The sequence below is a fragment of the Streptomyces zagrosensis genome, from assembly GCF_014203645.1.
Taxonomy (GTDB): domain Bacteria; phylum Actinomycetota; class Actinomycetes; order Streptomycetales; family Streptomycetaceae; genus Streptomyces; species Streptomyces zagrosensis.
This window is the reverse complement of record NZ_JACHJL010000011.1, coordinates 52,209-74,053: the sequence shown is the minus strand read 5'-3', so window position 1 is coordinate 74,053 and position 21,845 is coordinate 52,209. Positions and strand designations below refer to the sequence as shown.

Sequence of the window (21,845 nt, the reverse complement as noted above, 5' to 3'; positions counted from 1 at the left end):
AGCTTCGGCCCAGGCCCAGTGGCCCAGGCCCGGCGACTCGGCCCCGGCCCTATGCCCCGAGCCTGACCTCGAAGTCGACCCCGCCACGACCCCGCAATCGCCAGCGAAAGCACCATCGATACGAGCCAGGGGCATGGGCATGGGCCGCCCCGAGTTTCTCAGGTCGGTAGGGGCTGGAAGGGAAGGGTGCGCCAGGGGCTGCTGGGGCTGTCGAGGAGGATGCGGTGCGGAGCGAGGGCTGATGCGTACATCGGCCCGAAGGACTCCTCGTCGAAGCGCAGGACCCGGCCCAGGGTGTAGCCGGCGGAGAAGTCCGCCCACGATGTGTAGTGGCGCCGGCATAGCTCACCGGCCTGGATCACGGCCGCCGCTGCCTCGGCGGGTTCCGTGTACCGGGCGCCCAGCCCCCAGCGGGCGACGCTCACCGCACGCCCGAAGTCGTAACCGGAGGCCGAGGCAATGTAACCGTCAGGCGGCAGCAGACCATCTGCCCGGAATCGGGCCTCGTAACGGATGATGCGTAGGATCAACTCGCGTAGTTCGGCCAATTCGGCCTCGGTTCCCCCGCGTTCGCGCAGCGTGTCCACGGCCAGGCGCTGCCAAAGCTGCGAATCGGTGTGCGCGCCGGGGGCACGACGGGCGATCGCTCGCCGCACCCGCAGCACGAACTCCGGCTGCGGTGGGCTGTTGCGCCCCGCGAGCAGGAAGTCGAGTTGGCGGCGCCACTGGCCCCGGCTGGACGTTCCCCACGCCTCGCGGAGGATTGTGGTGTCGGCGCGATAGTCCGCGTAGACGTCGGTGAGGTCGTTCCACAGCGCGCGCCGATGCACCGACAGATGCGCACCACAGGCGAGCCCCACCGCGAGGGGCCCGCGCAGCGGCCCGGTGTACTTGGTCAGCAGCGCTCCCGTGTCGCCTTCGCGTTCGTACGGGCGCACCTCGTCGCGAAGCGCGAGCCAGCGGCGGCGTTTGCGCCGGGCGCCGGGGAAGAACGTTTCCGTCGGCGTCCCCGGGTTGATCACCATGCCGCGCAACCTCTCCCCCCACCACACATAGGGGGCCAGCGGCAAGGAGACATCGCAGGCGACCTCCCCGGCACGTGGTGCCGTGAGCTCGCCCCGGGTGTACACGGCGAGAAACCGCGAGCCGTGCGCAGCGATGTACGGGAGCCCGGCGAAGAGCTGATCGTCGTCTACGAGGTGCTTGGGGGCGTACGCGAAGGTTGACGTTCCGAAGAGCACCCGTAGGTAGCCGTCCCAGTCCTGTCGCTTCTTCGCCTCGAATAACGCCCACTCAACGTCGGTCGGCGGCACCCATGCGGGCACCTGCGCAGCTGCTCCCATGATCGGCGTCCCCATGGCAGTCAGTATTCCCCGCTGAGGTGGCCCTCTATGGGCACGAAGGCAATTCCGGTGTGGCCGCACGGCGTCCTACCGCCGAATACGAGCCATCGCGCGCCGTGGTGCAGCGGCGGTGATGGTCGCGGGCCGCGCGGCGTGCGGCCGGCCCGCTCGGTTGCGGCCACACGTGCGCACGAGGCGCGGCGCCGGCGCCGGATTACGGTGCGGGGTGGGTAGCGCTGTGCAACGCGAGGCGGGTAGGCGTGCGGCGCTGGGGTAACGCGGGGGGACGCGAGCGTCCCGCCGTCCCGGAAGCCGGAAGTGCCCCGGTTGGTGCGCCGTGCGGACGACTCGATCTGCAACGGCTGGATATCGATTGTGTCCTCGTGCTTCAACGAACACCGTCTTGGGGCTTTCGCGCCCGTTGCGGCCTGCTACGTTTCCCGAGCAATTGATCTGGGCATGACGGGGGACCTCTGTGCGAAACAAGACAAGGATCGCTGCCGCCGCGACTGTCGCGGTGTTGGCGCTCACCCTGACCGGCTGTGGCGACGACGGCGACGGCAACGGCTCCTCGCCGTTCGGAAAGCCCGGTAAGGGCGACAGCGCGGCCATCGGTGGCGGCGGTGCCAACGGCGGTGACGAAATCAAGATTCCGGGCCCCGACACGACTGGTCTTATCGGTGGTTCGAACTCGACGGGCGGCTCCAGCACGATCGGTGGCTCCGGCTCGACCGGTGGCAGCGACGGCACCAGCGCCGATGGAATCTGGTACGCCACGGAGCGCGATGACAGCGGGCAGGTGGGCATTCTGAGCGTCTCGGGCAGCTCGTTCGTCATGCGGGCCGGCACCATGACGTGCACCGGCACCGCCGATGAGGCGATGAACGTCAACTCGGTCTGCCAGGGCGATTCGATGACGGGCAAGGCGGAAATCAGCGAGGGTGGCCAGAAGTTGACCATCACCTGGAACGGCAGCGGCACCGACGAGTTCTCGCGGCAGATGCCCACCTCGTAACGCGACCGCACTGTCCCCGTGCCACGGGGACACAGCTCGGGCCCCATGCCACGCTACTCAGCCGGCATGGGGCCCTACGCGTAGGGTTGAGCAGTAGTCGCTGAGTTCCCGGCCTTGTCCACGGCCTCATACCGGCAACCCGGGACAAGGTCAGGCATCCGTCGGCCCTGGCCCGTGCCCGGGTTCCAGCACGAAGACGGGGATCACGCGGTCAGTCGCGTCCTGATACTCGGCGTACGGCGGATAGGCGGCGACCGCACGCTCCCACCACGCGGCCTTCTCGTCCCCGTCGATCTCACGGGCCGTCATGTCCTGGCGCGTAGAGCCGTCTTGGAGCTGCACACGCGGGTCGGCCTTGACGTTGAAGTACCAGACCGGGTGGCGCGGGAAACCGCCCTTGGATGCCACGGCCGCATACTGCCCCTCGTGCTCCACGCGCATCAGAGGAATCTTGCGGATCTTGCCGCTCTTCGCACCGCGGGTCGTGAGAATGACGACGGGCAGACCCGTGTCCCTAAGCGTCGCCCCCTGCGTGCCGTCCGAACTCTCATACAGCTCGACTTGTTCGCGTACCCACTGCGCCGGGCTCGGCCCGTACTCGCCCTCAAGAGGCATTGCGGTCACCCCATCGTCGCTTGCAGGTTATGTTGCACAGTTCAGCACAGGCCTCGCGCGGAGGCGAGACCAGCCGCCGCAGCCTGCTCAGCCCGCGCCCGCCAGCAGGCCACCACCTTCGGCGCGACATCGGCGAACAGGTCCCGGGGCAGCCCGGTCGCCCGGACCGTGAACAGCTTGTCGATCTCGGTGAGCGTCGTCTCCGGGCTCATATGGTCCGGGGCCTCCTTGAGCCTTCTCAGGACCGGCGTGCTGTCCTTGCCGCCTTGGGCGCCACCGTTCGCCGGGTGGTGGGCAGGTCACGACGGTGCCGGATGGGGGAGAAGAACAGCACAAGGCCAGCCAGCGGCACCCCCGCCGTCGTGATCCACATCGCGGCTCGCAGCCCGAAGACCGTGCTGAGTGCGCCGCCGAGCAGGGCGCCGAGCGGTAGCGTGCCGTAGTTGAGGAAGGCGGCGCTGGCGGTGAGCCGGCCGAGCAACTCCGGGGGACAGTAGCGCTGTTGAAAACTCGCCTTGATCACATTGCCCGCTACCACACCGGCCGATACGCAGCAGCCGCCTATCAGGTACAGCACGACGCCAAGCCCGTCAGTTGTCAGCGCGATCAGCGGCGCGCAGCTGGCGAAGCCGAGCTCGAACAGCAACGTCGCGCGCGCCGTGCCGACCCGGGCCGCGACCCGGCGTGCGAGCAGGGCCCCTGCCACGCCGCCCGCGCTCGCCGTCGCGATCAGGCCACCGACGACGCCTGGGGCCAGCCCCACCTCCCGGGTCAGAAAGACGACGTGGACGGACTGGTAGCCCATGAGTGCCAGGTTTGAGGTGGCACCGAACAGGGCGAGGGTACGCAGCCAGGGGTCGCCTCCCACCAGCCGCAGCCCCTCGCCCACTTCGGTGGTCAGCGACCGCCGCCCCCGTGCCGGAGCGGCCTGGCGACCGCCGGCGCCCTTGTCGGGCCGGGGCCCGGCCCCGGTGTCGGCCCCGGCCGTGTCAGTGGTTGCGATCTCGGTGGTGGCGCGTGTCGGCACTGGCTCGCGGTGGCGAATGCGAAGCAGGCACACCAACGACACAGCGAAGGTCAGCGCGTTGGCGGCGAGGCCGCCCACGGCGCCCGCGAACTGGGTGAGGAAGCCGCCGGAGCCGAGCCCGGCGATCTGCGCGGCCGAAGCGCTGCCGTGCAGCTTGGCGTTACCCTCGGGCTGATCGGCCGGAGCGAGTAAACTGGGCAGGTACGCGGTGTACGCGGTCTGGAAGACGACCGCCGACACGCCTGCGAGCAAAGCGACCGTCAGCAGTAGAGCGATGCTCAGCCCACCCCACCAGGCCAGCACCGGCAGGCAGACGAACAGCGTCAGTGAGGCCGTCGCCGAGGCCAGCATCACGGGCCTGCGGCGCGACCGGTCCACCCACACGCCCACCGGCAGCCCGATCACCAACCAGGGCAGCCAACTCGCGGCGGCCAGCAACGACACCTGGAACGAGCTGGCCCCCAAAACAGACACGGCCACCAAAGGCATGGCCACACCGGTCACCGAGGCGCCGAACTTGCCTGCCGTCTCCCCGCACCACAGCAGCCGGAAATCGCGGTGCCGACGCAACAGGCCGCCACGTATCTCCGCTTGCCCCTTGTCCGCTTGTCTCTTGGCCGTTTCCGCTTGGCTCTTGTCTGGCAGCACGGCCGGGCGGCGCCCCTCGGCCTCCCCAGCGGCCTCGTGGGCTCGCTGGTGGGCCCGGTCCCGACGAGCTGCCGGGTCCTGCTCCGCTGCCGGGTCCCGCCGGCTCATCCGTCGGCTCGCTCTCGCCGCGGGAACGACTGGAGCTGTACGACCACGGGCAGCGCGTCCGGTTGCGGATGAACCACCGACTCCTGCGCATACCGTTCGACCACGGCTGCCAACTCGGCGTTCATTGCCCCTAGTTGAGGGGCGGAAAGTCGTAGTTCATGCCAGGCGGAAACGGTCCCTGTGGCGCGCCAGGCATCGTCCCAGTCCTCGTCGAAGTAGCGTGCGATCCGGTCGAAGTTCTGGCGCAGCACCTCGCGCTTGTACAGGGTCAGCGCGTCCCGGCTTTGCGGGTCGTTCCGAAAGTCGGCGGTATTGAGCTCGTTGCTGACCTGTATCGCCCGCCACCAGCGCTCACGCCGCGTACCCCGGCCGGTCTCCTCTTCGATGAAGCCGTGCTCGGCGAGGTGTCGCAGATGCCAACTCACGGTGCCGGTGTTCTCGCCAAGGTGCCGCGCCAGCCCGGCCGATGTGTTCGGCCCGTCGATCTTCAGCACATCCAAGAGGCGCATCCGCAACGGATGGGCCAACCCGCGCAGACTGCGGGCATCGATTCGGCGGGTGGGTTTGCTTGGCTCGTCGCGCCGATGGGATGCAGGCGGACTAGGCGGGTCAGCGGGGGCAGGGGTGGTTTGTGCGGCGTGGGCCATGGAGGGGAGCGTAAGGTTGCAGACGGTTCTCTGCACAGGTTTTTTCTGCAGAGCCATCTCTGGTGCCGGGTGCAGAGTGCCGCCGGGCGCGCCGCGGTGAGGCCGTACGAGGTGAGGGCCGGACCGTGGGCGGAAGGGGCGGAGAGGCTGAAGGGGTGGAGAGGCTGAGGGAGTAGAGAGGCCGTGGGGCGCAGGGGTGCGTTCCGCGCCTCACGGCCATGGCCGGTCGGGCAACCGGCCCCTATTCAGCGACGTAGGTGGTGCCCGTCCATAGAAAAACCTGAAGGTCGTGCGTGCCGTGCGGAATGGTTTCCGTGGTCGGCGCGAAATGCGCGTAGTGATTTCCACGCGGTAGTTTCAAGGTGGACCTGGGGTCCGGCACATAGCGAATGCGCTCATGGTCGGGAAATTCCGCCGCGGGGCCGCCGCGGAGAATTACATTGGCCTCTTCGGCCGTGGTCTGCTGCGTCAGCACATCTTCGGGCGCGAGTTCTTCGGTCACGATGGAAAGCTCCTCCGGTGAGCGGCGCTGTGGAGGCGATGAACCTTCTTTAGTGAGGCGGCGGGGGTGGCCTGTCCCATCAACAAGTTCAACAGCAGCCCAGCGCCCCAAGTAACCCCTAAATCCGATACGTCGGAGTGCTGGGGATTCTGGGGGCGCTAGGGGCTTGGCAGTGACCTACGCCACAGAAGCGGTGTCGTGGCCGGCATGCGAGGCAAGCACGACGGTCGCCAGGTTGACGTTCATGGCCAGCAACCCGCTCGCGACGCTCGGGGCGACGACCGCCACCACGCGGTCAGGTCCCGTCGCCGGTCCAGGCACCTTCTGCGGACCAATAGCCATATTGCGGGCGCCCCTTGAGGCTGCTGGTGCGGAACGGCTGGCCGGCGTCGTCTATCCGTACGGTCCCGTGGCGATCGCCGCTAGTCCAGTCCAACTCCAGGTACCACTGGCAATCGCACTGCACCGTACGCGCATTGATGCGCAGCACCTCCGGGTCCGTGGCGGACACCCGATACGGGAAGCGAACCGCGGGGAGCGCATGCTCGCCGTCGTAGCCGTCCGTGGGCTTGGCCAACGGGCGGGCCGCGTCGAGGTTGACGGAGAACTCCCGCGGGGTCAGCGCGCCACCACAGCCGTTGTCCATGGCGAAGGACGACCAGGCCAGCGGCGCCTGCCGCCCCACCACCCGCACCTGAAGACCGCGCAGGACCACCGCGTTCGAAGACTGGCCGGTCACGGTCGTCTCCACGATGGTGGTCCCACCGTGCACCGCGTTGTGTGCCCTTGCCCAGCCCGGCGCGTCCTGCTCCACCGGCGGGGGAGCGACCTCGGTGGGCGACTTGTTGATGAGGTAGCGGTGATCGCAGCCGTACTCCCAGACATGCGAGCGGGTGTTGACCGAGAGTGGCGCTCTGGCGCCGTCGTTGGCGCCGTTGCCGGCACCGCTGTCGGGGCCCTCATCCTGGCCCGCGCCGCCGGGCCTCGGTGCCGCGCTTTCGCGCGCTGCGCCACCGGGGGACTGGCCACCGTGTCGCCCATCCGCCGTAGGCTCGCGCTGTCTTCCGCCCGCCCCCTCGTCGCTGCCTTGTGCGCCGGCGCCCTTCCTGTCCGCGCCTTCCGCCTCGTCCTCGCTGCCCTTTTCGGCCTCGTCCCCATGCCCGCGTTCCCGGTTCTTGCCGGCTGCCGCGTCCGGCTCGGCCAACGGCCCTTCGGCGCGCGCATCGGGCCCCGTCGGTGGCGGGCTCACGGGGGCGTTGGCGTACCCCGCTCCGGTGTCCTCGCCGGCGCCCTTGCCCGCGTCGCCCGGCGACGAGCCCGCGGCGACGCCGATGATGGTCGCGGCGAGCAGCGCTCCGGCCGCCGCCCACACCGCAGCCCGCCCTGGCAGCCGGGCCGGAAGACGATGCGCCGGACCGCGCCACGACCTGCGTGGGTGGGGTGGTTGCGGCGTGGGGGACGGCGTGGGCGTGCTGGACGTATCCGGCGTGGGCGAAGGCGTGGGCATGGGTGTGGGCGTACCGGGCGTTGCCGGTACGGAGGGAGGCTGCGGCGTGCCGGGCGATGCCGCATGGCTCGGCTCCTGTGGTGGGTCCGGCTCCGGGGAGGGGCCCGCGCCCTTGGCTGAGCCTGCGCCCGCGGCTGAAGCGGCTGAAACGGTTGAAGCGGCTGAACCCGGGTTACGGGGCTCGCCGGACCCTTTGGCCTGCGGTGGCTGCGCCTCCCGGCCCGAGTTGGCGCAGTCGGTGCTCCCCGATGAGCCTGCCCCCCGCGTGGCGTTGCCGCGGGCCGAGTTCGTGCGGCGGGCCGCGTCCGCCAGGAGCCAGTGGCGGTGCAGCTCGACCAGTTCCTCTTGAGTGGCCGCACAGAGCCTGGCCAGCCGCTCGATCGGGGCGTAGTCCGCTGGTACGGCGTCACCGTTGCAATACCGGTGCAGGGTGGAGGTGCTGACGTGCAGCCGCCGCGCCAACACCCCATAGCTACGCCCCGATCGTTCCTTCAACTCCCGCAGACAGCCCGCGAACTTCTCGATCTCCGTCGCGCTCCTCACCCGCGCTCCCCCTTGCTTCCGCTTGTTTCCACTCGTTCTTAATTCCACTCGTTCTTGCCTGGCGCTGCCCGATACCGCAGCCACCGGCCCGGCGCCGTGGCCGGCTGTGTCGTTCGTACTCCGCCGATCAACGGCGCACTTTCGTACTCCGCCGTACTCCGCCGTTCTCGCGTATGGCGTCGGGTGGTCCGTTACGCGGCTGGAGCGCTGTCCCGCCCATCGGGAGGTCCCGCGGCGCCCGCCGTCGTCCCCCGGGGCGGTACGCGGAAGCTGCTGGGCTTCGTGTCGCGCGTCCGCCGGCGCGATGAGCGGCGGTAACACTCAAGGTGACCGACATAGGGCCAGGACGGTTGCGGTCCGGCGGCTACTGATCGCGCGAAGTCGAACCGGTCGAGCCAAGAGGCCGTGTTCCGCGTACCGTTATGTCGGAAATTCGCCAGCCGATGGCGATACGTGCTGATGAACTTGGCTGCATGAGTACCGAGACATCTTCTGCCGTAGCCACCCTGGTCGAGCGTGCCCGTGCCTTTCGTGATCTGCATTCCGATGAGCGCGTGTTGGTGCTGCCGAACGCCTGGGACAGCGTCAGCGCGCGCCTCATCGAACGGTCCGGGGCCGCGGCCGTGGCCACCACCAGCGCGGGTGTCAGTTGGGCGCTCGGCGCCGCCGATGGGGAGCAGTTGGGCCGTGCTCAGGCGCTGGAACTGATCGGGCGCGTCGTCGATGCGGTCGATGTGCCGGTGACCGCCGATATCGAGTGCGGTTATGCGGACGACGCCGCCGGGGTCGCCGCAACCATTCGCGACGTGCTCGCGGCGGGCGCGGTCGGCGTCAATCTGGAAGACGCCGCGTACACATCCGATGGCCCTCCCGTGCGCCCCGCCGACGAGCAGGCGGAGCGGATCGCCGCGGCGCGGCGAGCGGCGGACGAGGCAGGGGTGCCGCTGTTCATCAACGCGCGCACCGATATCTATCTACGGGCCGCGGGGACGCCGGCCACCCAACTGGCCGAGACCCTGGACCGCGCGGCGGCCTATCTCGCGGCCGGCGCGGACGGGATCTTCGTGCCGGGGGTGGTCGAGCCCGCGGTGGTAGCCGCACTGGCGCGGGGCATCGCCGCACCGCTCAACATCACGGTCGGGCCCGGCGCACCGAGCGTCGGCGAACTGGCCAGGCTCGGGGTGGCCAGGGTCAGCGTGGGCGCGGGGATCGCGCAGGCGGCGCACGCGCTTACCCAGCGCGCGGCGCGCGAACTGCTCACCACGGGCACCTACGCGTCCTTGGCGAACGGGCTCGCACACCCGGAGTTGGGCCGCCTCTTCGCCCGCCCGTAACCCGGCGTGGGTTGGCCAGGAGCACGCGCCGCGCGGCGCACCGCGAGCATCGCCATGTCGTCGGCGGGGGCCGAGCCCGTGTGCCGTATGACATCGCGGTGCAGCACATCGATCAGGTCCGCGGGAGCGGCACCGGCGAACCGGGTCAGCCGCGCCAACGGATCGTAAAAGACGCCCTGCGCGTTCCGCGCCTCGGTGACCCCATCGGTGAACAGCAGCAGCGAGGCACCCTCGGGAAACGCCAGCTCATCGGCGTACGGACCGGCCGGGGCCGAGACCTGTCCGATGCCGGCGACCGCACCGAGGCCGAGCGGCAGCAACCGCCGCCTCGGCTCAAGTCGCTGCATCCGCCCGGGGCGCAGCAGCAGGGGCGCCGGGTGGCCCCGGTTGACCAGCCGCAGCGTCCGACCGTCCAGGCTCACCTCGGCGACCAGGACAGTGGCGAAGTTCTCGTCGGCGCTGTCTTCGTCGGCCCCCGTCGCACCAGCGTCAAGACTGGCACCACCGGGTCTGGCACCGCCGAGTCTCGCGCCGTTGTGCGGGCCGGAATCCTTGCCACCCCGGTGCGCCGGCTGCGCGGTCGCGCCGACCAGTGCCCATTCCAGGGTGTCCACCAGGACGGACAGGGTGGGTACTCGATCCGCGGCCCGGTCGAAGGCCCGGCGCAGCGCGGCGGCACCCACGGCCGCGCGGGGCCCCTTGCCCCGCACGTCGCCGATCAGCAGCCGCAGGCCGTACGGGGTGCGCTGGGCGGCACACACATCGCCGCTGGCCCCGCTGACGGCGTCGGCCGGCACATTGCGGGCCGACACGGTGAGCGCCGCACGCAGACCGGCACCGGGCGAGGTTGCCGCGCCCGCGGTGGCCATGCCGGGCCCAACCGCTGTGCCAGGCAGCGGGTACGCAGAACTCGCCAGGCCCGGCTCGGTCGCGGGGCGCACTGCGGGCATGGGTCGGGACGGCGCGGCGGGCCGGCTCATGCCGGGCGCGGCACCGGCCAGCGCGGTCTCGCAGCGGGCCCCCATCGGCTCAGGCATCCCGTAGCAGCGCCGCGAGATCGGCATCGACGTCGAGGTACCCGCCCTCGTCGCCCGCCGGGACGAGCTCGTACGAGCGGCCGAGGAACTCGCGGAGATCGGCGGTGTTGAGCTGGACCATGGCCATGCCCTCCACGGCACGAAACTCCAGCACGGTCAGCTCGGGGCCGCATGGCCAGATATGAACGTCCCCGCTGCCTGCGGGCTCCCGCAGCCCGATCTCCAGCAGATCGCGTCCGAAGGCCCACTCCACCTCGAATCCGTCGAGTGACGCGGTGGGCGGGAACGAGACGCACACCGCGAACGGGTCGGCGGGTTCGTACCGCAAGCGGGCGGGGATGGCACGGGTCCGAGGCGCCGACGCGATCAGTCGGGCTTGGACGGCTTGGTCTATGACGATGGACAACGCCTGCTCCCTTGCTCTTGGTGCGGGTCCTTGTCTCTTTGACCCCTTAGATGGCTGGTGCATTACGCCAGTGCACTCAATCCATGCGTGAGCTGCGTCACGGCATCGAAGAGCGGCGGGCGGAGATTTAGGCTTGCGAAGTTCCGACCATGCCCGCGAGTCCCCGCGATACCACGCGTCACACCCCGAGGTGCCCCCCACATGACCAAAGCCTCTCCCGCGCCGGACCCCGGGCCGGACACGGCCGCCTACGCGCGGCTGTACGAGAAGGAACACCCTCGCCTGGTCGCGTACGCGCGCAGCCTGACGGGGAACGCCTGGGTGGCCGAGGACCTGGTGGCCGAGGCGCATTTCCGGGTCTGGCGGCGGCTGCGTACCGGACATCACATCGACAACGTTTCCGCGTATCTGACGACCACCGTCCGACACCTCTCCTGGTCCACCGCCGGCCGCAGCTCCCGCGAGATCCCGCGTGACCCTGCGGGGGCGGGCGCGCAGGGTCCTGGCCTGCCCGAGGAGCAGGCGGTGGGCCAGGACCCTGCGCAGCGGGTCGCGTACGTCGATCTGCTGGCCCGTGTCATGGGTCAGTTGCCCGAGCGGTGGGTGAAGGCGTTGTGGCTGGCCGAGGCCGAGGACCAACCGCTGGAGTCCGTCGGCCGGCAGATAGGCGCGAACAGCGCCGCGACGGCCGTCCTCCTGCATCGGGCCAGAGAGGGCATGCGGCAGGCGTTTTTGCGTGCGCAGCCCGGTGCCCCGAGCAGTCCGACTTGCGCGGTGCACTGGGAGCGGATGCCCGCACACGTACGGGGCGCCGACTCACCCCGGCAGGCCGAGAGCATCGCGCTGCATGTCGAGAAGTGCGCGGAGTGCCGGGACCGGCTCGCCGTGCTGGCCCAGGCCAACACGCGGCTGCCCGCGCTGGTCGGGCCCGCGCTGCTGGTGCTGTTTGCGGGCGGCGGTGCGAAGTTCTTGGCGCCGCTCCTTGGCGTGGGAGCCATGGGAGCCGCCGGAGCTGGGGGTGTCGGCGGCTCCGCGACCGGGGGCGCCGGTGGTCAGCCGGTGGCGGGGGCGCTGAAGTCCGTACGGCACCTGCTACGCGGCCAGCTCGGCCAGGCGGGACCGGTCGCCGCCACGGTGGCCGGTGCCGGGGTGGTCGCCGTCGCGGGCATCGCGGTCGCGGTGGGCCTGCTGCTCAGCGGTGGGGGTGACTCCGCACCGCGCCAGCGCGCGCAGGCACCCGCCGCGGCTACGAGTGAGTCCGCAGGCCAGCGGCCGGCCGACCCGGCACCGGGCACCGAAGGCGCGCCGCGGGATGACGTGAAGCGGTCGGCGGCGCCCACCCTTTCGGCGTCGGCGTCGGCGTCGGCGTCGGCGCCCGGCGTGCAGGCCCCGGGCTCCCCTTCCACGGTGCCCCCGGCGCCTACCGCTCCGCGCCCGCCGACCACATCCGCCGCACCGCCGCACCAGGCCCCGAGCACCCCACCCCGCGAGCAGCAGCCAACAAGGCTGGCAAGCCCCACCCACCAGACATCCACCGCTCCCACCTCCCCCTCTCCTTCCGTCTCGGAGCCGACCCCGTCCCCGGCCCCTCCCACGCCCACACCTACGCCAACCGTGCCGCCCACGGACATACCGACCCCGGTTCCGACGCCTACTCCGACCCCCACCGGCGCACCCACGCCCACGCCCACGCCCACATCAACGGGGACGCCGACCCAGACGCCGCCCTCGCCGTCGAGCTCCCCGACCGACCGCCCAACCAACGGTGAACTCGTCTGCAGGCAGCTGGTCCTGGGCTGGCAGGTCTGCTGGTACAGATGAGGATGTACGCCTCCTGCCGCACCCCCTGGCCGGTGCGCATAAGCCGCCGACCGTGGACGCCGCCCGAGGAATGGGCTAGCTTCCAGCGCCATGAGGGGCATGAGGGGTATGACGGGCATGAGGACACTGCGACGGATGATGACGGCGGGCATGTGCGGGGTGGCGCTGGCAGCCGCGCTCACGGCACCCGCGAACGCCGGTGCGGCTGGCGACGAAGGCGCTGGCAGTGGCACTGGTGCTGGCACCGGCGGTAGCACGGGCAACGCCGGCAGTACGAGCAGCGCCGGCGCTGCGGAAAGCCGTGGCGGGGCAGGGGGTGCCGATGCGTTCGACGGCGCTGTGGGCCCGAACCTGGCGTGGCGGTTGGGTGACAGCGGCAGCCAGGCCCGGTTCCGCGGGCTTGCCGCCGTCAACCGTCGTACCGCGTGGGTAGCCGGCAGCCAGGGCACTGTGCTGCGTACCGCGGACGGCGGCAAGAGCTGGCGTAACGTATCGCCGCCCGGCGCGGGCGCGCTGGAGTTCCGGGACGTGGAGGCGTTCGACGGACGGCACGCGGTGGTACTGGCCATCGGCGAGGGGGAGGCGTCCCGCGTCTTTCGTACCGACGATGGCGGCGCGAGCTGGACGGAGAGCTTCCGCAACACCGACCCGGCGGCCTTCTATGACTGCATGACCTTCTTCGACGCTCGGCACGGCATTGCACTCAGCGACCCGGTGGGCGGCAAGTACCGCATCCTGTCCACCGGGGACGGTGGCCGAAGCTGGCGCGTGCTGCCGTCCGCGGGGATGCCGGCCGCGCAGCCGGGCGAGGCGGCGTTCGCCGCCAGTGGACAGTGCCTGGTCAGCTCGGGCAGCCGGGACGCGTGGATCGCCACCGGCGGCGCCGCCACCGCGCGAGTGCTGCACTCGGCCGACCGGGGCCACACCTGGACGGTGACCGCGGCGCCCATCCCGGCCGGCGACCCGGCTCGTGGCGTCTTCGGGCTCGCGTTCCGCGACGCCCGGCACGGCCTGGCCGTGGGCGGCGACTACCGACCGGGCGAGCCGTCACCCCGCACGGCCGCGACCACCGGTGACGGCGGCGCGAACTGGAGCCTGGCGCGGCGTCAGCCGCCCAGCTACCGTTCGGGCGTTGCCTGGCTGCCGTACAGCCGCTCCGCCGCGCTCGCTGTCGGCCCCACCGGTAGCGAACTCACTCTCGACGGCGGCCGGCGCTGGCGCACCTTCGACACCGGTTCCTACGACACGGTGGACTGCGCCCCGGACCTGAGCTGCTGGGCCTCCGGCGAAAAGGGCCGCATCGCCCGCCTCAGCGTCGCGGGCCGCTGACCCGCAGCACGTCGGGGCCGCCCCGCTGCGCCGCGGCCCCCGCCTGGGACCCACTCGGCGGGGGACGCGGAGTGGCCGGCAGCCCGCGTCCGGCCCGATGGCCCGCTTCCGGTCAGCCGCTGCCTCGGCCGGCAGGCGCCTCGCGGCCAGGGGCCGCCTTGGCCAACGGGCCCGCGCCGTGGGGCGCGGCCGGTGTCAGGACGGCAGCTCCTGCCGGTATGCGGCCAGCGCGGGGGCGGTCTTCGTCGCCAGGAACTCCGTGATCCGGTACTCACACGCTCCCGCGACGACCAGCGGGTCGTTCGCCACCACCTGCTCGATGTCCGGCCGGTCCGCCCCCACCGCGAGGATCACGCCGCCGTCGCGCGGTTCCTTGCGCCCGGAGGCGATGAAGGTCCCCGACTCGTAGTGCGTCGTCAGCCAGTCGATGTGGTCGCTGAGCAGGGCGTCGATCCGCTCCAGCGGAGCGGTGTAGTGCAACTCAAGTACGAACATGGTCGCCAGGTTACGTCGATGATCGACTGAGGGCCGCCGGGGCCGGATGGGGCCGGATGGGGACGACTCGGTGATCTCGCGTAGCGTGCGCACCGCTATGAGTCCTTCTCCCGAGTCGCCGTGTCCGCCAGTGGCGGACGTGCCCGCCGACTGGCCCACCACCGAGGCTGAAGCGACCGCCGTGCAGGAAATGCTGCGCGGCCGGGTCACGCAGTCCAGCGCGGCCGTCGAGCCGGGCGCGCCGGGCGTGGTCGTCGGCGTGGACGTCGCGTACGACGATGCCCGTGATCTCGTTGCCGCGGCGGCCGTGGCCATCGACCTGCACAGCCTCGTCGTGGTCGAGGCGACCACCGCCGTTGGCCGGATCTCCTTTCCCTATGTGCCCGGCCTCCTCGCCTTCCGTGAGATCCCCACCGTCCTCACCGCGCTCGGCCGGCTCAGCCGCACCCCCGACCTCGTGGTGTGCGACGGCTACGGCCTGGCACACCCGCGCCGGTTCGGACTGGCGAGCCATCTGGGCGTGCTGACCGGGCTGCCTGCCATCGGCGTCGCCAAGAACCCGTTCGCCTTCCGCTACGCCCCGCCGGGCGAGCGGCGGGGCGACAGCTCGCCGCTGTGGGACGGCGATGAGGAGGTGGGCCGGGCGGTGCGGACCCAGCCGGGCGTCAAGCCCGTCTTTGTGTCCGTTGGCCACCGGATGACCCTGGACGCCGCCTGCGCCCACACCCTGCTCCTCAGCCCGCGCTTTCGGCTGCCGGAAACCACCCGGGCGGCGGATGGAGCATGCCGTAGGGCGCTTGCCGCGCTCGCCGCCGGGAGTTGACCCGTGCCGGGAGATCCGGTTAGGCGGGCCGCCAGGGCTCTGCTGGCTGCCGCTCGCCGCCGCCACGGGGGCATGGGCGGTTGACTTTTATCGGTATGTTGAAGGCATGGCAGAGCATGACTATCAGTCGATGAACCGGTCTCGGTGGCAGCGCAGGCTGGACCCCATCGTGGCCACCGTGCTGCTGGTCGGCATCGTGTACGGCGCGTTCTGGCTCGTCTGGCAGCTGTGTACGTCGTACGCCGGGCTGATCGGCAACCTCTGGGACTGAGCCGTGGCAGCGCCAGCCCCCAGGAGTCGGGCCACGCGAGAGCGAGCCCAAAGATCGGGTCAGAGGTTTCTAACTCAGGGGCCAGGCTGCGAACCCGAGCTCAGAGGCCGGACCGGGACTGGACCGGTACTGGACCGGGACTGGAACAGGTGGGGCCACGCGAGGCGTCACGCCCCGCCATCCACCCGCCGGGTCTCCGCATGAAAGCAGCCGTACTCCACGGCCCGGATGTGCACGGCGGCGACGCGCGGGTCGCTGTACAACTGCTCCAGCGCCTCATCGAGGCTGACACCGGCCTTGGCGTTCCCGTCATTCTCCTCGGTGCTGGCAGTGCTGGCAGTGCCTGTGTGTCCCTCGATGAGGCGTCCGCCGAGGATCTCGCCCTTGGTCGAGTAGGCGCGCAGCACCCTTCGCTCGCCCCACATCTCCCGCGGGTAGCTCATGGCTCCGCCGCCGCCCTGCCCGGCAGCCGGCCAGCCGCCGCACGGCTCGGGGTGGATGAAGACCGGGCCCACCTCGTCGTACGGGCCCGGGTCGCCCCCGGTCTCGGCCGCCCACCGGCGCAGCGGCGCGTACGACACCAGGAAAAGCCGCTCGCCGGCAACGCTGCGGCTCAGACAGCAACGCAGCGGAGTGCCGCCGTCCCCTTCGATGACCACGCGGGGGGCTCGTCCGGCGTCGTCCCGTAGCCGCAGCTCGCGCAGGGTCTCGGGAACGATGGGGCGGACCTCGTAACCGGGCCCGGCGCTGGGAACGGGACGGGGGAAGTCATGGGGCGCGGTGGTGGTTTCGCTGCTCATACGGCCATGCTGCAACGCCCCGTGTGGCAACCGCTGGCGGTTTTCGGACGTCGCGCTCGACCCCGCAGGCCCCGCTCGCACGCCGTCAGGCGCCCTGCACCACCCGGAACACCAGGCCCGCCCGGATCAAGCGATCCGTAAGCGCCCCGCCCATCGCCGTGGCCGGCGTCACCTGGCCCGACGTCTCGGGAAGGTCGTCGAGCGCCAGGCACAGCGCCGACTCGGCCAGCATCTTGGCCGTCTCGTCGTAGCCAGGATCACCGCCGGAAACCTCGGTGATCACCCGCCGCCCGCCGCCCTCGCCGACCAAGCGCACCGTGAACCAGCTCCCCGCCCGCCGCTCCTCGCTCGGCCCCACGCCCGGCTTGTGACGGCCCGAGAGCCAGGAGCGGATCGGCGGGATCTGGGCCAGCGCCAGCAGCGCGCCCGTTCCCGCGACCCCGGCGACGGCCACCGGAAGGCGCTGCACGGCCGCGAAGTGGCGGTATCGGAAGGCCGGGCCGTAGCGCGCGGACGCGGCGGCCGAACGGGCCACGATCTGCGCGTCGATGGTCGGCAGCGGCAGCGCCCAGACGCCGAGGTCCCGGCTGCGGTGCGGCGAGCCGAGCGGCGCGCGCACCGCGCGACCCGCAGGGCGCGGCTCGACGCGCCGGCGGGCGCGGGCCGCGCGGGCCATGGCGACCGGCCTTGAGGCGGCGTTCAGCGCGGAGGCGAAGGTGCCGCCGGAGAAGGCCGCATGGGTGTGCACATAGCCGTCCACCCGCAACGGAACCCCTTCCGGCAGCAGCCCTACCGTGTAGCGCACGCCGAGGTCGGGCGGGATGGAGTCGAAGCCGCAGGCGTGCACCAGCCGGGCTCCGGAGGCGCGGGCCCGCTGGTGGTAGCGGACGTACATCCGGTCAAGGAACTCCGGCTCCCCGGCCAGATCCGCGTAGTCGGTGCCCGCTTCGGCACAGGCGGCGACCAGCGGCTCGCCGTACGTCAGATAGGGGCCGACGCTGCTGACGACCAGGCGTGCACTGCCGGCCACCGCGCGCAGCGAGGTGGGGTCGGTGATATCGGCGGTGAGCAGCGGCAGCTTCGCGTGCGCCGGATCGATGGCAGCCAGCTTGGCGCGGAGCGCGCCGAGCCGCTGTTCGCTGCGTCCGGCGAGCGCCCAGCGAAAGCCCTTGGGGGCGTGTGTGGCCAGATAGGTGGCGGTCAGCGCCCCAGTGAAGCCGGTGGCCCCGAACAGTACGAGGTCGTGCTCGCGCTGTTCCCCGTCCCGCGCTCGCAGCATCGTTGTCTCCTCGCTGGCCACCGGGGCTGCGCCGGCTCGCCGTGCATGCTCGGCTGGGGGCGCGGCTTAGGCGGTCCACAGCCCGGAAGCCGTCACGGTAAGCAGTTGTTGACTTCGAGTCAATAAGCGGCGAGCGGGTGCAGGCGGCTTGACAGGCGCCCGGTGCTCCGTCACATTCGGCCCAAACATAGGACGTCCAACGTCCGGATTGTCGCTTCTTGTCATGGGTTAGCAGTCGTTTTAGATGGCATTGGATGCCGTTCCCCGTTATTCCTCCCCTGTTACTCCCCTAGCGCTAATCGACGTCCTCAATCGACGCCCTCGGAGAAAGCTGGTCCCGATGCGCCTTGCGGTTCCCCTCACCGGCGTCATTCCGCCGCTGTGCACCCCCCTGACTCGTACGGGCGACGTGGACACCCGGTCGCTGGCCGCGCTCGCTGGGCGGCTGCTCGATGCGGGCGTGCACGGCCTGTTCGTCCTTGGCTCCAGCGGTGAGGCCGCGTACCTCACCGACGCCCAGCGCCGGACCGCCTTGGAGACGGTGGTGGAGGCCGCCGCAGGGCGGGTGCCGGTGCTCGCCGGGATCATCGACATGACCACCGCCCGGGTGTGCGAACACGCCGCGAGCGCCGTGGCCAGTGGCGCCGACGCGCTCGTAGCCACGGCCCCCTTCTACACCCGCACGCACCCCGCCGAAATCGCCGATCACTTCCGCCGCATCCGCACCAGCACGCAACTGCCGCTGTTCGCGTACGACATCCCGCTCGCCGTGCACTCCAAGCTCACCGCGGACATCGTGCTGCCACTCGCCGCAGACGGCACCCTCGCTGGGCTCAAGGACAGCAGCGGCGACGAGGGAGCGCTGCGCCGGCTGCTGACCGACGTCCGCCGCAGGGGGCTTGACGCACGGTTTTCCGTCCTCACCGGCTCCGAACTCACCGTAGACGGAGCGCTGTTGGCCGGCGCGCACGGCGTTGTTCCGGGCCTTGGCAACGTGGACCCGCACGGCTATGTGCGGTTGTACGCACACGCCCGCGCCGGCCGGTGGGCCGAGGCCGCCGCCGAGCAGGATCGCCTCGCCGCGCTGTTCGCGCTCACCGACGCCGGCGACCCGACGCTGATGGGTGGCAGCTCGGCGGGGCTCGGCGGCTTCAAGGCCGCGCTGCGGCTGCTCGGCGCCATCGACTGCCAGGCCACCGCGGCGCCCCAGGTGCCACTCGACGACGAGGCGGTAGGGCGGGTGCGCAAGCTCCTCGAAGAAGCGGGACTGCTGCCATGACCGATGCCGTGCCGGCACCCGGGGTGCCCTGGTACCGCGAGGTTTCGGCGGCCCAGTGGAAGGCCATGTTCGCGGCCTGGCTCGGCTACCTCCTCGACGGGTTCGACTTCGTCCTGATCACCCTGGTGCTGACCGAGATCAGCGACGAGTTCGGGCTCAGCGGGGTGCAAGCCGCCAGCCTGGTGTCCGGGGCATTCATCACCCGCTGGCTGGGCGGGGCGCTGCTGGGGGCCTTCGGGGACCATTACGGGCGTAAGGCCGCGATGGTCATCAGCATCCTGCTCTACTCGTTGGGCACCTTCGCGTGCGGCTTCGCGTGGGGCTACACCAGCCTCTTCGCCGCCCGGCTGCTGATCGGCATGGGTATGGCGGGGGAGTACAGCGCGAGCGCCACCTACGTCTTGGAGAGTTGGCCGCCGCGGCTGCGCAACCGCGCCTCCGGCTTTTTGATCTCCGGCTACGCGGGCGGCACCATCATCGCGTCCAAGCTGTACGAGTGGGTGGTGCCCCAGTGGGGCTGGCGCTGGATGTTTTGGATCGGCGTGCTGCCGGTCCTGGTGGCCCTTTGGGTGCGCCGGTCCCTGCCGGAGGCTGAGGAGTGGAGTGCGCAGGTCGCGGCCGACAAGCGGCGGCCCAACGCGTTTGCGCCGCTGTTCGCCGGGCGGCTGCGCAGTTGGTGCAACACGGCGCTCACCGTCGCCGCGAGCACCGCACTGTTTTGCGTGTTCACCCCGGTTGGCGAGGGCCTGGTATGGCCGCTGTCGGTGCTGGCCGCGGGCTGTTTGATCGCATTCGCGGTACAGATCGGCGGACGGCGACGGTGGATCTTGTACGTATCGCTGATGGTCACCGTCTTCTGCGCGTTCCTCTACAGCTGGCCGATCCAGGCGCTGCTGCCCACCTACCTCAAAACCGAGATGGGTTACTCGCCAGGCCAGGTCGGTGACGTCATGTTCTACGCCGGATTCGGCACCATGTGCGGTTGCTGGCTGGCGGGGTTCGTCGGGGACTGGGTGGGCACGCGGCGCGCCTACGCGTGGACGCTGATCGCCTCGCTCGGCTTCGTCTTCCCCGTCTTCGCCGTTGAGGACAGCCTGGTCGCGCTCGGCGTGCTGCTGTTTGGGCTGCTCGCACTCAGCCAGGGGATTTCCGGCATCTTGCCCAAGTACATCGCCAGCCACTTCCCGACCGCCAACCGGGCCGCTTCGCTCGGCTTCGTCTACAACGTCGGCGCGCTCGGTGGCGCGGTCGCGCCGGTGCTCGGCGCCCGGCTGGCCGAGGGGATGTCCCTGGGGCGGGCGCTGGCCGTGTTGACGTTCGGGCTGACCGTGGTGGTCATCGTGCTCGTCGGATGTGACGTGCCGCGCAGGCTCTCCCGCCTCACCGATCCCGATGGCCCGGACGACCATCTGGCGCCGTCCCCCGTCGTGCCTCTGGCGAAGGGGCCGCGCGAGCTAGGTGGACTGCGCGGCAGCGCCGCCGACTGAGCTTGTTGAGATAGCGCAGCTGCCTGCCATGGCTGACCTGGCTGAGCTGGCTGTGTTAGGTGGGGCCGCTGCGTTCGCTGGGGTGAGTGAGCGTGGACAGCCGCCGGTCCCGTGGAGCAGTCGCTCTGCACTCAGCGGCGGGGTCCGGCCCCTGGCCGGTGCGCCAAGTGGGCGTCCGGGCGGGGGCTTTCCGCATGTTTTGGCCGAGGTGCGGCCCGGTGGGAGTCGGCGAACTAGGGGCTTGTGGAAACTGGAACGTGTTCTTAGCATCAGTGGTGTTACAGCAAAAGTGTCACAACTGTCATAGCAAGGTGGGGGCCGGATGACGGCAACACAGCACGGGCCGCTGACCGGCGTGCGGGTCGTGGAACTAGCGGGCATCGGCCCCGGCCCGTATGCCGCGATGGTGCTCGCTGACCTCGGCGCCGACGTCGTACGCGTGGATCGCCCCAGCGGCGCTGGGCTCGGCATCGACCCGGCCCGCGACATCACCAACCGCAACAAGCGCTCGGTGACCGTGGACCTCAAGTCCGCGGACGGGCCGCAGACGGTGCTTGACCTCGCCGAGCGCGCCGACATCGTCATCGAGGGCCTGCGACCCGGCGTCGCCGAGCGGCTCGGTGTGGGCCCCGGCGCCTGCCTGGCCCGTAATCCGCTGCTGGTCTACGGACGCATGACCGGCTGGGGTCAGGACGGGCCGCTGGCCCAGCGCGCCGGGCACGACATCGGCTACATCGCCATCACCGGCGTCCTTGGCATGATCGGATCGCCCGACGAGCCGCCCGCCATCCCCGCCAACCTGGTCGGGGACTACGCAGGCGGCTCGCTCTACCTGGTCATCGGCGTCCTCGCCGCCCTCCATCACGCCCGCAGTCCCGGCGGCGCGGGACAGGTCGTGGACGCCGCGATCGTGGACGGCACGGCGCATCTGTCCTCGATGATCCACGGCATGTTGGCGGCCGGCGCATGGCAGGACCGCAGGGGCGCCAACCTGCTCGACGGCGGTTGCCCGTTCTACGGCGTGTACGAGACCGCAGACGGCGGCCATATGGCGGTTGGCGCCCTGGAACCGCAGTTCTACGCCGAGTTCATCGCCCTGCTCGGCCTCCAGGACGAGGCGCCGGAGCAGGGCGACATGGCCCGCTGGGGCGAACTGCGCGAGGCCGTCGCGGCCCGCTTCAAGGCCCGTACCCGCGCTGAATGGACCGAGATCTTCGCGCCGTCGGACGCTTGCACCGCCCCCGTACTCTCCCTACGCGAGGCGCCCACGCATCCGCACTTGGCCGCCCGCGGAACCTTCACCGAACACGCGGGCATCGTCCAACCCGCGCCCGCACCCCGCTTCTCCGCCACCCCCGGCAGCGTCCGCAGGCCCCCGGCCCTGCCGGGCGCACACACTGCCGAGGTCGCCGCCGACTGGGCCGTACCACGGCTCGCCGAAGCACCCGCGCCAGCACCCGCACCCGCGCCAGCACCCGCACCCGCGCCAGCACCCGCACCACGGAAGTGATCGGCGCCCGCTGCCCGCC

Annotated in this window: 21 protein-coding genes; 9 read left to right on the top strand and 12 right to left on the bottom strand. The window is 71.1% G+C overall.

Annotation, left to right across the window (positions count from 1 at the left end; genetic code table 11):
- Positions 1 to 158: 158 nt before the first annotated feature.
- Positions 159 to 1,358 (bottom strand): DUF1266 domain-containing protein, encoded by a 1,200-nt coding sequence (locus tag FHS42_RS20885; RefSeq protein ID WP_184574152.1) that lies wholly within the window; start codon positions 1,356 to 1,358, stop codon positions 159 to 161.
- A 460-nt stretch (positions 1,359 to 1,818) separates the two neighbouring features.
- Between FHS42_RS20885 and FHS42_RS20880 the strand changes: the two genes are divergently transcribed.
- The gene (locus tag FHS42_RS20880) at positions 1,819 to 2,358 is read left to right on the top strand and encodes a hypothetical protein (protein ID WP_184574150.1); all 540 of its coding nucleotides are present in this window, start codon (positions 1,819 to 1,821) and stop codon (positions 2,356 to 2,358) included.
- 150 nt (positions 2,359 to 2,508) lie between these two features.
- On the opposite strand, the gene FHS42_RS20875 is transcribed toward FHS42_RS20880, so the two are convergent.
- From FHS42_RS20875 to FHS42_RS20850, 6 genes are all read right to left on the bottom strand, one after another.
- Positions 2,509 to 2,973, bottom strand: a complete 465-nt coding sequence (locus FHS42_RS20875) for a nitroreductase family deazaflavin-dependent oxidoreductase (RefSeq protein WP_184574452.1) — start codon at positions 2,971 to 2,973, stop codon at positions 2,509 to 2,511.
- Between the two features lie 41 nt (positions 2,974 to 3,014).
- On the bottom strand, positions 3,015 to 3,185 hold the full coding sequence (locus FHS42_RS20870; protein ID WP_184574148.1) for a hypothetical protein: 171 nt from the start codon (positions 3,183 to 3,185) through the stop codon (positions 3,015 to 3,017).
- A 26-nt stretch (positions 3,186 to 3,211) separates the two neighbouring features.
- A complete protein-coding gene (locus FHS42_RS20865; RefSeq protein WP_184574146.1) occupies positions 3,212 to 4,756 on the bottom strand; it encodes an MFS transporter in 1,545 nt (514 codons plus the stop codon).
- Positions 4,753 to 5,403, bottom strand: a complete 651-nt coding sequence (locus FHS42_RS20860) for a winged helix-turn-helix domain-containing protein (RefSeq protein ID WP_184574144.1) — start codon at positions 5,401 to 5,403, stop codon at positions 4,753 to 4,755. Before FHS42_RS20860 ends, FHS42_RS20865 begins: the two co-directional genes overlap by 4 nt.
- A gap of 241 nt (positions 5,404 to 5,644) precedes the next feature.
- Entirely contained in the window at positions 5,645 to 5,905 is a 261-nt protein-coding gene (locus tag FHS42_RS20855; protein WP_312866966.1) for a DUF5988 family protein, read from the bottom strand.
- A 295-nt stretch (positions 5,906 to 6,200) separates the two neighbouring features.
- Positions 6,201 to 7,955, bottom strand: coding sequence for a helix-turn-helix domain-containing protein (locus FHS42_RS20850; protein WP_184574142.1), 1,755 nt, complete (start codon positions 7,953 to 7,955; stop codon positions 6,201 to 6,203).
- 473 nt (positions 7,956 to 8,428) lie between these two features.
- Between FHS42_RS20850 and FHS42_RS20845 the strand changes: the two genes are divergently transcribed.
- Positions 8,429 to 9,289 (top strand): isocitrate lyase/PEP mutase family protein, encoded by an 861-nt coding sequence (locus FHS42_RS20845; RefSeq protein WP_184574140.1) that lies wholly within the window; start codon positions 8,429 to 8,431, stop codon positions 9,287 to 9,289.
- On the opposite strand, the gene FHS42_RS20840 is transcribed toward FHS42_RS20845, so the two are convergent.
- On the bottom strand, positions 9,226 to 10,326 hold the full coding sequence (locus FHS42_RS20840) for a PP2C family protein-serine/threonine phosphatase (RefSeq protein ID WP_184574138.1): 1,101 nt from the start codon (positions 10,324 to 10,326) through the stop codon (positions 9,226 to 9,228). The genes FHS42_RS20845 and FHS42_RS20840 overlap by 64 nt on opposite strands.
- Positions 10,319 to 10,732 carry a spore wall synthesis regulator SsgD gene (gene ssgD / locus FHS42_RS20835; RefSeq protein ID WP_184574135.1) on the bottom strand — a complete coding sequence of 138 codons (414 nt, stop codon included), beginning with the start codon at positions 10,730 to 10,732 and terminating at the stop codon, positions 10,319 to 10,321. The genes FHS42_RS20840 and ssgD overlap by 8 nt, the downstream gene beginning before the upstream one ends.
- Before the next feature lie 201 nt (positions 10,733 to 10,933).
- Here ssgD and FHS42_RS20830 point away from each other — a divergent pair, with 201 nt between their 5' ends.
- Both FHS42_RS20830 and FHS42_RS20825 read left to right on the top strand, forming a co-directional pair.
- On the top strand, positions 10,934 to 12,553 hold the full coding sequence (locus FHS42_RS20830) for a sigma factor (protein WP_184574134.1): 1,620 nt from the start codon (positions 10,934 to 10,936) through the stop codon (positions 12,551 to 12,553).
- Between the two features lie 117 nt (positions 12,554 to 12,670).
- Entirely contained in the window at positions 12,671 to 13,882 is a 1,212-nt protein-coding gene (locus FHS42_RS20825) for a beta propeller repeat protein (protein ID WP_246495097.1), read from the top strand.
- Positions 13,883 to 14,077: 195 nt separating this feature from the next.
- Here FHS42_RS20825 and FHS42_RS20820 read toward each other — a convergent pair whose 3' ends face one another.
- Complete coding sequence (locus FHS42_RS20820) at positions 14,078 to 14,377, bottom strand: YciI family protein (protein WP_184574130.1); 300 nt, start codon at positions 14,375 to 14,377, stop codon at positions 14,078 to 14,080.
- A 97-nt stretch (positions 14,378 to 14,474) separates the two neighbouring features.
- Between FHS42_RS20820 and FHS42_RS20815 the strand changes: the two genes are divergently transcribed.
- Together FHS42_RS20815 and FHS42_RS20810 are read left to right on the top strand one after the other, a co-directional pair.
- A complete protein-coding gene (locus FHS42_RS20815) occupies positions 14,475 to 15,200 on the top strand; it encodes an endonuclease V (protein ID WP_184574128.1) in 726 nt (241 codons plus the stop codon).
- A 106-nt stretch (positions 15,201 to 15,306) separates the two neighbouring features.
- Entirely contained in the window at positions 15,307 to 15,471 is a 165-nt protein-coding gene (locus FHS42_RS20810) for a hypothetical protein (protein ID WP_184574126.1), read from the top strand.
- A gap of 167 nt (positions 15,472 to 15,638) precedes the next feature.
- On the opposite strand, the gene FHS42_RS20805 is transcribed toward FHS42_RS20810, so the two are convergent.
- Positions 15,639 to 16,271, bottom strand: coding sequence for a DUF1203 domain-containing protein (locus FHS42_RS20805; RefSeq protein ID WP_184574124.1), 633 nt, complete (start codon positions 16,269 to 16,271; stop codon positions 15,639 to 15,641).
- 85 nt (positions 16,272 to 16,356) lie between these two features.
- Positions 16,357 to 17,550, bottom strand: coding sequence for a saccharopine dehydrogenase family protein (locus FHS42_RS20800; RefSeq protein ID WP_184574123.1), 1,194 nt, complete (start codon positions 17,548 to 17,550; stop codon positions 16,357 to 16,359).
- Between the two features lie 340 nt (positions 17,551 to 17,890).
- Here FHS42_RS20800 and FHS42_RS20795 point away from each other — a divergent pair, with 340 nt between their 5' ends.
- The 3 genes from FHS42_RS20795 to FHS42_RS20785 all read left to right on the top strand — a co-directional run bounded on the left by FHS42_RS20795 (position 17,891) and on the right by FHS42_RS20785 (position 21,826).
- Positions 17,891 to 18,829 carry a dihydrodipicolinate synthase family protein gene (locus FHS42_RS20795; protein WP_184574121.1) on the top strand — a complete coding sequence of 313 codons (939 nt, stop codon included), beginning with the start codon at positions 17,891 to 17,893 and terminating at the stop codon, positions 18,827 to 18,829.
- Positions 18,826 to 20,316, top strand: coding sequence for a sialate:H+ symport family MFS transporter (locus FHS42_RS20790; RefSeq protein ID WP_184574119.1), 1,491 nt, complete (start codon positions 18,826 to 18,828; stop codon positions 20,314 to 20,316). The genes FHS42_RS20795 and FHS42_RS20790 overlap by 4 nt, the downstream gene beginning before the upstream one ends.
- A 322-nt stretch (positions 20,317 to 20,638) precedes the next feature.
- Positions 20,639 to 21,826 (top strand): CaiB/BaiF CoA transferase family protein, encoded by a 1,188-nt coding sequence (locus FHS42_RS20785; RefSeq protein WP_184574118.1) that lies wholly within the window; start codon positions 20,639 to 20,641, stop codon positions 21,824 to 21,826.
- Positions 21,827 to 21,845 lie beyond the last annotated feature (19 nt).

What these genes read in the sequence shown, in the direction of transcription:
- FHS42_RS20870 (WP_184574148.1), bottom strand. Translation starts at nt 3,185, where the DNA reads ATGAGCCCGGAGACGACGCTCACCGAGATCGACAAGCTGTTCACGGTC.
- FHS42_RS20810 (WP_184574126.1), top strand. Translation starts at nt 15,307, where the DNA reads ATGGCAGAGCATGACTATCAGTCGATGAACCGGTCTCGGTGGCAGCGC.
- FHS42_RS20795 (WP_184574121.1), top strand. Translation starts at nt 17,891, where the DNA reads ATGCGCCTTGCGGTTCCCCTCACCGGCGTCATTCCGCCGCTGTGCACC.
- FHS42_RS20865 (WP_184574146.1), bottom strand. Translation starts at nt 4,756, where the DNA reads ATGAGCCGGCGGGACCCGGCAGCGGAGCAGGACCCGGCAGCTCGTCGG.
- FHS42_RS20825 (WP_246495097.1), top strand. Translation starts at nt 12,671, where the DNA reads ATGAGGACACTGCGACGGATGATGACGGCGGGCATGTGCGGGGTGGCG.
- FHS42_RS20785 (WP_184574118.1), top strand. Translation starts at nt 20,639, where the DNA reads ATGACGGCAACACAGCACGGGCCGCTGACCGGCGTGCGGGTCGTGGAA.
- FHS42_RS20815 (WP_184574128.1), top strand. Translation starts at nt 14,475, where the DNA reads ATGAGTCCTTCTCCCGAGTCGCCGTGTCCGCCAGTGGCGGACGTGCCC.
- FHS42_RS20875 (WP_184574452.1), bottom strand. Translation starts at nt 2,973, where the DNA reads ATGCCTCTTGAGGGCGAGTACGGGCCGAGCCCGGCGCAGTGGGTACGC.
- FHS42_RS20800 (WP_184574123.1), bottom strand. Translation starts at nt 17,550, where the DNA reads ATGCTGCGAGCGCGGGACGGGGAACAGCGCGAGCACGACCTCGTACTG.
- FHS42_RS20820 (WP_184574130.1), bottom strand. Translation starts at nt 14,377, where the DNA reads ATGTTCGTACTTGAGTTGCACTACACCGCTCCGCTGGAGCGGATCGAC.
- FHS42_RS20830 (WP_184574134.1), top strand. Translation starts at nt 10,934, where the DNA reads ATGACCAAAGCCTCTCCCGCGCCGGACCCCGGGCCGGACACGGCCGCC.
- FHS42_RS20840 (WP_184574138.1), bottom strand. Translation starts at nt 10,326, where the DNA reads ATGCCTGAGCCGATGGGGGCCCGCTGCGAGACCGCGCTGGCCGGTGCC.
- FHS42_RS20860 (WP_184574144.1), bottom strand. Translation starts at nt 5,403, where the DNA reads ATGGCCCACGCCGCACAAACCACCCCTGCCCCCGCTGACCCGCCTAGT.
- FHS42_RS20845 (WP_184574140.1), top strand. Translation starts at nt 8,429, where the DNA reads ATGAGTACCGAGACATCTTCTGCCGTAGCCACCCTGGTCGAGCGTGCC.
- FHS42_RS20885 (WP_184574152.1), bottom strand. Translation starts at nt 1,358, where the DNA reads ATGGGGACGCCGATCATGGGAGCAGCTGCGCAGGTGCCCGCATGGGTG.
- FHS42_RS20790 (WP_184574119.1), top strand. Translation starts at nt 18,826, where the DNA reads ATGACCGATGCCGTGCCGGCACCCGGGGTGCCCTGGTACCGCGAGGTT.
- FHS42_RS20805 (WP_184574124.1), bottom strand. Translation starts at nt 16,271, where the DNA reads ATGAGCAGCGAAACCACCACCGCGCCCCATGACTTCCCCCGTCCCGTT.